General features: G+C 27.9%; 11 protein-coding genes. 9 read left to right on the top strand and 2 right to left on the bottom strand.

Annotated features, from left to right (window positions below):
* The first annotated feature begins 190 nt into the window (after positions 1 to 190).
* From ABD816_RS20275 to ABD816_RS20250, 7 genes are all read left to right on the top strand, one after another.
* The gene (locus tag ABD816_RS20275; RefSeq protein ID WP_344930536.1) at positions 191 to 823 is read left to right on the top strand and encodes a hypothetical protein; all 633 of its coding nucleotides are present in this window, start codon (positions 191 to 193) and stop codon (positions 821 to 823) included.
* Between the two features lie 193 nt (positions 824 to 1,016).
* A complete protein-coding gene (locus ABD816_RS20270; RefSeq protein WP_344930535.1) occupies positions 1,017 to 1,952 on the top strand; it encodes an alpha/beta hydrolase in 936 nt (311 codons plus the stop codon).
* Positions 1,953 to 2,116: 164 nt separating this feature from the next.
* Positions 2,117 to 2,746: a hypothetical protein gene (locus tag ABD816_RS20265; protein ID WP_344930533.1), complete on the top strand. Its 630-nt coding sequence runs from the start codon at positions 2,117 to 2,119 to the stop codon at positions 2,744 to 2,746.
* A gap of 212 nt (positions 2,747 to 2,958) precedes the next feature.
* Positions 2,959 to 3,807 (top strand): AraC family transcriptional regulator, encoded by an 849-nt coding sequence (locus tag ABD816_RS20260; protein WP_344930531.1) that lies wholly within the window; start codon positions 2,959 to 2,961, stop codon positions 3,805 to 3,807.
* A 70-nt stretch (positions 3,808 to 3,877) separates the two neighbouring features.
* On the top strand, positions 3,878 to 4,597 hold the full coding sequence (locus tag ABD816_RS20255) for a metallophosphoesterase family protein (RefSeq protein WP_344930530.1): 720 nt from the start codon (positions 3,878 to 3,880) through the stop codon (positions 4,595 to 4,597).
* Positions 4,587 to 4,796 carry a DUF7220 family protein gene (locus tag ABD816_RS22340; RefSeq protein ID WP_425549131.1) on the top strand — a complete coding sequence of 70 codons (210 nt, stop codon included), beginning with the start codon at positions 4,587 to 4,589 and terminating at the stop codon, positions 4,794 to 4,796. Before ABD816_RS20255 ends, ABD816_RS22340 begins: the two co-directional genes overlap by 11 nt.
* A gap of 96 nt (positions 4,797 to 4,892) precedes the next feature.
* Positions 4,893 to 5,531: a DUF6624 domain-containing protein gene (locus ABD816_RS20250; protein ID WP_344930527.1), complete on the top strand. Its 639-nt coding sequence runs from the start codon at positions 4,893 to 4,895 to the stop codon at positions 5,529 to 5,531.
* Between the two features lie 496 nt (positions 5,532 to 6,027).
* Here ABD816_RS20250 and ABD816_RS20245 read toward each other — a convergent pair whose 3' ends face one another.
* On the bottom strand, positions 6,028 to 6,516 hold the full coding sequence (locus tag ABD816_RS20245) for a hypothetical protein (protein WP_344930526.1): 489 nt from the start codon (positions 6,514 to 6,516) through the stop codon (positions 6,028 to 6,030).
* A gap of 104 nt (positions 6,517 to 6,620) precedes the next feature.
* The gene (locus ABD816_RS20240; RefSeq protein WP_344930524.1) at positions 6,621 to 7,097 is read right to left on the bottom strand and encodes an Hsp20/alpha crystallin family protein; all 477 of its coding nucleotides are present in this window, start codon (positions 7,095 to 7,097) and stop codon (positions 6,621 to 6,623) included.
* A gap of 484 nt (positions 7,098 to 7,581) precedes the next feature.
* On the opposite strand from ABD816_RS20240, the gene ABD816_RS20235 reads away from it, so the two are divergent.
* On the top strand, positions 7,582 to 8,166 hold the full coding sequence (locus ABD816_RS20235; RefSeq protein ID WP_344930523.1) for a Crp/Fnr family transcriptional regulator: 585 nt from the start codon (positions 7,582 to 7,584) through the stop codon (positions 8,164 to 8,166).
* 78 nt (positions 8,167 to 8,244) lie between these two features.
* Positions 8,245 to 10,008, top strand: coding sequence for an alpha/beta fold hydrolase (locus tag ABD816_RS20230; protein ID WP_344930521.1), 1,764 nt, complete (start codon positions 8,245 to 8,247; stop codon positions 10,006 to 10,008).
* The last annotated feature ends 125 nt before the right edge of the window (positions 10,009 to 10,133 follow it).

The following is a 10,133-nucleotide window of genomic DNA, read 5'->3' as shown; positions in this document are numbered from 1 at the left end:
CATAATTTGGAATATGGTCACTAAAGGAATCCCATATCAAAATCCAGAAGACTATCTCTACCTCGACCAAAAAAGAAAACTAGGTCTGGTCAAAAGAATTAGAAAACAAATTGATAAATTTGGATTAACTAATGATGATTTGCAAATAACTGTAAATCAGTGATGTATTTTTACGTTAGTCAGAAGAAAGATGAAACAGATAAACCTTCTAATTACTATATTTTTATGTATAAATTTTGGTTTTTCTCAAACCGTAAAGAAAATAATAAATGGGACAGAATTTAAAATTATTACTGTTACTATTAATGAAAATGAACAAACTGAATTTATTGAATTATATAGAAATAATAATAAATTGTTGACACACATTCTATCTAATTTTGATGGAGATTGTAGTAGTGAGAATATTGAATTAGGAGAATATGAAATAAAAGATTCTAAATTGATTTTCTATTCATATTGGGCAAGTGGAGATAGAATGATGAAAAATATTTATCCTTACGGTTTTAGAAAACAAATTTATTTAGTAAATGAAAAAGGTTTTGTGAGCCTAGAAAGTTCAAAATTATATATAGAAACATATGTAGACGAATGGAACGAACACAAAGGAATGAAATTTCTAAAAATTAAACCAAAGACTGATAGCGAAACTGAATTGATGAATGATTATATTTCAAAGGCTGAAAAAATGTATTTTGGGAATTTCGTTTTTGGAGATCATAAGAATATATTAGAAAATGAAGTTCGCAAAAAAATTGGAGAAACCATTATAGAGAATACTAAATATTGGAAAGAAGTTTATGGAGAAAATTGTAGAATGTAAAAATACCTGTGGCTAACAACGTGTCCTATGAAATCAAAGTTGAGTGCGAATCGAAAAGTTTATATCTTTTAGGCAAGGCGCAATGCTTGCAAAATTAAAAAGTTAATAACTAATGCGCAAAAAAATCAAAAAGCAAGATAACGTCTTGCTCTGCTACGACACATATATTAAACCAACAGCATACACTTAAAGAATGAAAAAATATTTCTACCTACTTACTTTATTCATCCTATTAATTGCTTGTAATAAAAAGAATGAATATGAATCAAACCTGAAAATTGAAAATCAAAGTTTAAGAAATAAAATAAACGACCTTGAAACTCAAATTCGATTGTCTGACAGTTTGAAAAGAACTTCTCAGGTTACTATTGCAAATACTGACGTTAAAGAATTAATCTCAAAATTTAACAATCAGAAATATCAAATTAAAATTTCTTATCCCAAAAGTTATTTTCAGAATAAGGATATAACTTATCCTGTTTTATATGTAATTGATGCAGAAACAAACTTTGGAGGTGTCAGCTACATAGTACAAAGACTTATTAAAGATAAGCTAATTCCAGAAATATTGGTTGTGGGAATTGCCTATAATACGGATTACAAGAACTTTTATAGGTTAAGAAGCAGAGATTTGACACCTGTAGAGGATAAAGACTTAAGAATGGGGAATAATGATGTTGACCCGACAGGTGGTGCATCAAAATTTAGTGACTTCCTCGAATTTGAACTTTTCCCATTTATCGAAAAAGAATTTAGAACTAAACAGGAAGATAGAGCTATGTATGGTCACTCTTACGGAGGACTTTTTGGTTCATATGCTTTCTTAGACAAACCACATCTTTTTAACAGATATTTACTATTAGGACCTTCATTATGGTATAAAGACAAATTATTAGTTAATCAAGCTTCAAGTAAAAGTTTAAATTTCAACAAACGGATAAAATTATATATGGCTTCAGGAGAATTAGATGTTAGAACAAATAACTATCAGGAAGAGTTCATTCAATTTTTAAAACAGAAAAATATATCAAATTTAAAGCTTGAATCAGAAGTTATTGAAAATGAAACTCATCGTACCATTTTTGGAGTGGGTTTCACAAATGGTTTAAGATTTATTTATGGAAAATAAAAACATATGCTAACAAAACATCCTAATTAATAGCGGTTTAAGTAACAAAACGAAAGTACAAACATAAAAAAAGATCAGTACAAAACCGAAAGGTTTGTGAGTAAAAACCAGCCACTACTCATACACAAACCATTGTATACAATAGCTCAAAAATTTAAAACAAAATGAAAAAAACAACTATTATATTATCTCTTTTTATTCTTTTTTCTTGTACTTCAAATAACGACAAAATAATTGCAGATCCAATTACCGGATTTACTCTAAATATAAAGGATGAATACACTGAATTAAATAAAAACGAACTGTTAGAACGATTTTTAAGCAGTCATAAAGAAACTCCAGAATTTGAGGAAATAGGATACGATAAAAAGGAATTAATAAAAACTTATAATAATAGACCCAACACAATATTTTTACACCTTGAGAAAAATAATACGAACTATTTAGAAGCTAGCACATTTCCTATTTATAAAGAGTATCAAAATGATCCAAAAAAAGAAAAAGGATATGTTGATATGATGTACGACTACATTAAAGAAAATGTGCTTATTGAAATTAGATCTGCAAATTTAACCCAAAAGAACCTAAAAGAAGATTTAAAAGAAATTGATAAAAAAGATTTTCGACATTTTTCGATGGATATTTTTCGAAATGACAGTTTAATTGCTAATCAATCATTTTACATAGGAGCTGTTAATGAAGGAGTTGTTTTTTTAAAAATAAGATCCTCACAAAATGACTTTAAACTTGACATAGATAAAAGTATTTTAAAAGCCGAAATAATAGAAAACTAGGTGCAACTATGTAAAAAACATAGCAAGCTTTTGAGAAATCGAAAAGTCCAGTCTTTTTCAAAAACCGCTAAATTTTTAATTTGATTATATTTAGTTAAAAAACTATACATAAAAATTAAAATTTGGCTCAATGTTGAATCGAAATCATTGTATACTTATGATGCGTTTCATATACTGAACATTGCCACTTAAAACAACAATTCTTTACTCATATGATTCAGTTTGAAGAAATAACTTCAACCCCCACCTTTTCCAATCAAATGGAAAATAAAATATTGTATTCTAATCATTCTGAAAGAGTTTCAATTACTTACCAGTCTACCTATACATTAAAATATGTTATTGACGGCACTAAATATTACAACATTGGTCATAAAGATATCAAAGTTTCAAGAAGTGAATATGTAATTTTAAACGATTGTCAAATTATTACCGAAGCTAAAAAAGGAACGAAAGGTTTATCATTGTTCTTATCACCTAAGCTAATTAATGAAATATCACATTTTTACCTTGGTGATAACTCTTCATTACAATTTCTTGAAATAATTCATAAAAGTTCTAATCAAAAAGTCAAAAACTTACTTCATAAAATAGTTTATTTATATGAACATGACCAAGTCCATTTAAATCAACAAATTGAAGAGTTATTCTTGACAATTTCTGAACTAATTATTCAGGAACAAGTCTCAATTGACACCAACTTTAAAAAGTTAAAAATAATAAAGCATGATACTAAAAGAGAATTATACAAATCAATTATAGAAACAAAAAAATACCTGAATGATAATTTTAGAGATAAAATATCACTTGAGAAAATTAGTAAGGATATTGGGATTAGTAAATATCATTTACATAGACTCTTCAGAGAAATAAACGGGAATACACCCCTTGAATATTTAACTGCTATTCGATTAGAAAATGCAAAGAATAAACTTCGATACTCAAAGGATTCTATTTTTGAAATTGCAATTTCCTGTGGTTTTGATAGTTTACCTTATTTTTCAAATATTTTTAAAAAGTTTGTAGGTCTTTCACCCACAACATACAGAAAAATGTTTTAAAATGAGCAAGATTTTATAACTGCTAAACTTAATATGAAATTATTTTTGATGTACTTAAATATCAATTATAGTGTATAAAATAGCTCAAATTACAGATTTACATTTAGACGAATCCTACCCATTTGAAAATAAATCAGTAGCTAGAAAACGTCTTGATATTATTTTAAAAGATATAGAATGTAGAGATATCTCTCAAGTTGTGTGTACTGGTGATATTGGAGAAAATGAAGGGATAGAATATTTTTTCAAGCGATTAAATAAAAGAAAATTATCAATTACCCTTGGTAACCACGATAAGTTCTCAATATTATCTAAATATTATTTTAATGGAATAAATAGTAGTTCAAAAAAAATTTACCGAGCCGACTCAAGAAAATTTTATAAATACATATACCTAGATTCTTCAAAAGGTATTATCGATGATAAACAACTCTTATGGCTTGAAAAAGAACTCAAGGTTTCAAAAACTATGATAATTTTTATTCATCACCCAATTATTGGACTTAATCTTAAAGTAGATGCCATAGGTAAGCTAATTAACCAAGACAAGGTTATAAATATATTAACATCTAGTTCCAACAAGATCACTATATATTGTGGGCATTATCATATGGAAAGTCATAAAATATATAAAAATATAACCCAATTTATCACACCTGCAGTATCGTTTCAAATTGAAAAAAACATTGATACTATCGAAATCAATTCAAAAAAATTTGGATACCGAATTATTAAATTATATAAACATGCTATGTCTTCTGAAGTTATAATATTTAAAGATGCAAACTAAAAAACAATCATTCATGGAAAGTATTTTTAATGTAACCGTAGACTTTGTTATAACTATGGTCTCGCTACATATTATTTTCCCGGTATTGGAAGTGGAGAATAATTCAGGAAAAAATATAATTATTACAACTTATCTAACTGTATTGAGCATTTTAAGAAACTATTTAATAAGAAGATATTTTAATAAAAAAAATAAGTAGAAACCTAGGTTACAATTGACACTAGTCATTAAAATTAAACTAACCCTTAGTTCAACTAAAGGTTTATTTGTATTCACACTCATTTAAAATTTAGATATGAAATATTTATTTACAATACTATACTTTTTTGTAGTAACATCATTATTTTCTCAAACAAGTTTTCATTTTGAAATACCGACCAAAAAGCAGTTAGATTCATTAAAAACTGAATTAGAAACGATATTTATGAAAGATCAAACTTTTAGGCGTATCTATATTGAGGCGGAAAAAAAACTTGGAAAAGATTCTGATGCTTATGAATATTTTTGGGAGGTTGTAGAAGCGCAAGATAAGATTCTTGAAAAAGAAGTGACAAATATTATAGATACATATGGCTGGTTAGGAATTTCTCAAATTGGTAGATTAGCAAATACAGCTCTATGGGGTGTTTTACAACATGGAAGTATCACTTCTAAAGAAAAGTATGCATCGTTATTAAAAAATTCTGTTTTAAAAAAGGAATCACAATCAATTCATTATGCTCGACTAATTGATAGAATGTTGATTAATTCTAATAAAGCTCAATTATATGGTACGCAAATCAACTATGATAATGAAGAACCCGTATTTTACGAAATAAGCCAACCTGAATTTGTAGATAAAAGAAGAAAAAAAATAGGTTTAAGTACAATTAAAGAATATGCAAAGTCAAGAAAAATTGAATGGACTATAACTCAAAAAAAAAGAAATAAATAAACTTAGCATACTTTCTTGGAATTAGCCTTCACTTATTGCGCAAAATGTTAGCTATTACAAGTAATTATGACACAATCATGCTTTATCATTTATATAAATTACAGGAATTCACCCTGTAGATTGTAATACTACTAGCAAAACTTCTCATTACATTTTCAAATACGATAGATTAAACAGAATATCTAAAATAACAAACAATCATTATGACTTATAAATAAATTCATCCTTTAGCCTTTTTGGGTACTCATAAAGTTTTAATTGCCTATAGAAGATGGTAAAAAGTTACATCATAAATTAGGAAATAATATTCAACTTAATCTATACGACGTCATACATAAAATCATTAGTACTCGATATATATTTAAACACTTCAATCAGATGAAGTCAAACTGCTTCAAAAAAAGATTCAATAGAAATAACAAAAAAATCTTTAGACTACATTTTTAGGAAAGGCTATAAAATAACCCAACTCAAAAAAGGAAAAGACGAAAACTATTTAGTTTTCGTCTTCAGGTTTATTAAAGTCTGACTGATATTTTTCTAAAAACAATTTCTGCCTGGTAATCATCTGTTGCCTGATTTTGTCGATATCCATAAATTCTGAACCAAAATCACTTTCAAAAAAATCATCATTAAAAAAATGGTTGCTAAAAAGTGAATCTTTAGAAAAAACATCTTCAAACCCTTGATTTTTAAATCCCGAAAACTTGGTGAAAAATCTAGATTTAAAAGATTGCATCAAACTATCACGCTCTGACAATGATAGATTATCGTACTTATCATTAGAAGACCAGGAATAAATACTGTCATATCTAATTAAATTTCCATTTTCGTCAAACTCTTTATTTACTTCCCAATTACCTTTTGGTTCTTTTACTACTTTTTCATCGATTTCCTTTGATTCCGTATTTTTTATCTCACTATCCTGACTATTACAATTGACACTTACTAAGCCAATCATAAATAATAAAACATATTTTTTCATCTCTTTAAATTTTAAAAATTAAATTAAATCAGAAGTATTTAGGAGACCGATTAATCGGTCTCCTTTAAAATACTACATTCTTCAATCAAAAATTAATGATTCAATTATGATATTTTAATGCTTCTTACAGGCTTTTGTTTTGCCTCTTCTTTTTTTGGTAATAGAATGCTCAAAATACCTTGGTTATAACTCGCATTAATTTTTTCATCATTCACACTTTCAGGTAAAGTAAAGGTTCGTTTAAAAGAAGCGTAACCAAACTCTCTACGAGTATAATTTTCTTCTTTCTCTTCACTCTCTTCTTTAGTTTCTGTAGAAATTGATAAAATTTTATTGTCAATATCAATATGAAAATCTGACTTTTTCAGACCTGGAACTGCCATGTCTACCATAAAAGCATCAGCAGTTTCTTTAATATTTACTTTTGGCAAAGTAATTCCAGTATTGAAGTTTGAGTTAAATACTGATGGTAGATCTCGATTAAAAATATCATCTAACCAATTTGACAATGTCGGAAAGTGTTGATTTGAATTACTGTTCGCTAAACTTCCGTTTTTAGGAACACTAACTAAATTGCTCATAATTACAAAATTTTAAATTAAACATTATTTCAAATTTGAAATCTATATTGATTTCGACGTCAATAAAACAAAAAAAATACCAAAATAGATGAACCATATTTTATACTATATTTTTTATTAAAATAATTTGTTCTGTTGCCTATTTTCAAGACATATTGTCATTTTTTCACCAAAACAAATGTCAAATCGACGTTTTTGATAGAGGCAAAGTATAATATTGCTAACAGGAATTCCTTACATATACAATCTACCTGATGGGTGTATAAAACATATCTAACATCTGCTAAATTAAAAAGTAAATTCTTATTAAGAAGATGATCAAATTTTTAAATTTGAGTCTTGAAAAGAGAAAAAGAAAGAAAGAAAGAAAGAAAGAAAAAATTTGGCTTTGCGTTAATCTGAAAAGATACTATCTTTTTACTAGCTACGTTTCAAACACAAGATCCTTACTTTTAAGAGTAAAAACATTCAGTAATTAACTACAATGACAGAACAAAATGAATTAATCGACTACCTCAAAAAATTTGGTCACCTATCTAATGACGATATCACACTAATTTTAGAACAATCAGTGTTTAAAAGGTTTAAAACGGGAGCCATTTTTGTGGAAGCTGGTAGAAATGTAAATGAGGTAGGGTTTATAATATCAGGTGTTTTTCGATATTTTTTTTATGATAAAGAAGGTAACGAAATCACCTCACTATTTATGTCAGAAAGCGATTTTGTGACCAATATCAATAGTTTTAATGAGTATATACCTAGTTCAGGGACAATTATTGCTGAAACTGACTGTACCACAATTCTAATTTCTAGGGATGTATGGAAGATGTTTTCTGAAAAAATTTCTAGTTGGAATAGTATAATGCAAGCTATAACTAACAAAACCTTGTTAGCAAAAACCAACTTTCAACGAAAACTAATAAGTCAGGATGCTAAAACCTCATATCTGGATTTTTTAGAAAAATATCCTACCCTTATTAAAAGAGTTCCATTAGTGCATATAGCTTCCTTTTTAGGTATTACAAAATTTTCTTTAAGTAGAATTCGCAAACAAATTACGCAAGAATAGTATTTGTTGTCATATGACAATCTAAATTTATTTTAATCGACAGATATTTGATTCATAATAATTATCAAACGAACAATTATGAAAAAAATACTTAAAATAATTGGAGGGATTATAGGCTTTCTTATGCTTGCAATTGGAATTATTTATTTCTTTTTTCCTCAGAAATTAGTTGATTTCACTTATTCTCAAAACGCTATCTCAGCTGATTTAAAATCTAAAAATATCTTGGTAAATGGTAACAAAACTCACTATTATACGAACAATAATACATCGGCAAAAGATACACTAGTATTAGTTCACGGTCTTGGTGATGATAAAAATAGTTTTGTACAATCTGCTAAGTTTTTAACAAACGACTACTATTTAATTCTTCCAGACCTTCTAGCTTCGGGAGAAAACAATAAAGATAAATTTTTAGATTTAAGCATTAAAGGTCAAATAGAATTCCTACATAAATTTTTAACTAAGCTGGGAGTTAAAAAGTTTTATTTAGCAGGAAACTCCATGGGAGGACACATTTCTGCCGCTTATGCAATTGCTTATCCTGACGATGTAAAAAAGCTCGTGCTTATCAATGCAGCAGGTTTAAAATTAGATGACCATATGGTGTATACCGGATTTGATAATATTTTACAAAACGAGATCGATTTAGATAAAGTATTGTCCCGAGTTTTCTACAAAGTGCCAGATATGCCTAGGCCCCTAAAAAAAATGTATATCTCTCAAATTAATGATAGTCGCGATTTTTTAAATAATTCTATTATTCCACAAATCAAAAAAGGAAAGTATTTTGATTTGAAAGACAGCATCAATAAAATTAAAGCACCTACTTTAATTCTTTGGGGAAAGCACGATAAGGTTGTAAAATTTAATGTTGCAGAACGTTATAACAGAGATATTCCTATCTCTGAAATAGAAGTTATAAAAAATGCATCGCATTCGCCACAACTAGAAGTTCCAAACGTAGTAGCAACAAGTATTAATAAATTTATTCAAAAAAAAATGAAAGTATCTACCCCAACAACTAGAGAGCAACATTTAGCAAAAGTTCAATTGCACAGATGGTACCAGTTATACGAAAGAGAAATAAACCCTGAGCGTATTAGTAACCAAATGGAAATTTTGACAGATAATATCTATATGAAAACAGCTGCAGGAGAAATGAACGGTAAAGAAAATTACCCAGAAAGACTTACGGTTTATAAAAGCTGGAAAAATGCACATCACATCGATAATATTAAAATTCTTTCTGCTGAAAATAAAATAAAACTAGAAGCAGACATACATTATCAGAATATACGTCCAGACGGTGAAAAGAAAAGCTATACAATACATTATAATACCGAATTGACAAAAAGTGATACCTTGCCACAATTTTCACATATAGAAATAATTCCAACAGGAGAAACTAATGAAACTTTTATAGATGCTTATCCAGAAAACAGAACAAAATCTTTAATGTATTATTGGTTGGCTTCTATGGAAAGTTTAGATGGAAATGTAGAACCCTTTAAAGAGTTATTGGCGGATAACTTTACACTGAATTTCTCAACCAGCAGCCACATTAAATCTATTCAAGAGTTAGAATCTTGGTTGAATGGAACACCCATGCAACTAAAAAAAAGCAGTCATTATCCTGAAAACTTCTCGGTTAAAACCATTTTGGAAAATGAATATCAGGTAACCGTAGAATTTGATTGGAGAGGCATCACTAAAGATAATAAACAGGTAAAAGCAAAAACCAAACATATTTGGTATGTGGTTGATAACCCTAACAAACGATTTGCAAAAATTTTAAAAGCTGATGTTTCTCAAATAGAACCTTTTAGAATAATGGAATAAAGCTAACAACAAACGACATATTAGAAAAATAGCAGTGAAGATCATCATTGAAGTAATAGTTCTTTTCTGCTATCTTTGTTTATTAACTAAAAAACTATTTATTAAACTGTTATTTTTTCATCTAC

The sequence above is a fragment of the Aquimarina addita genome, assembly GCF_039539305.1.
Lineage (GTDB): Bacteria > Bacteroidota > Bacteroidia > Flavobacteriales > Flavobacteriaceae > Aquimarina > Aquimarina addita.
Note: the sequence above shows the minus strand (reverse complement) of the source record. Positions and strands in the feature narration are given on the sequence as shown.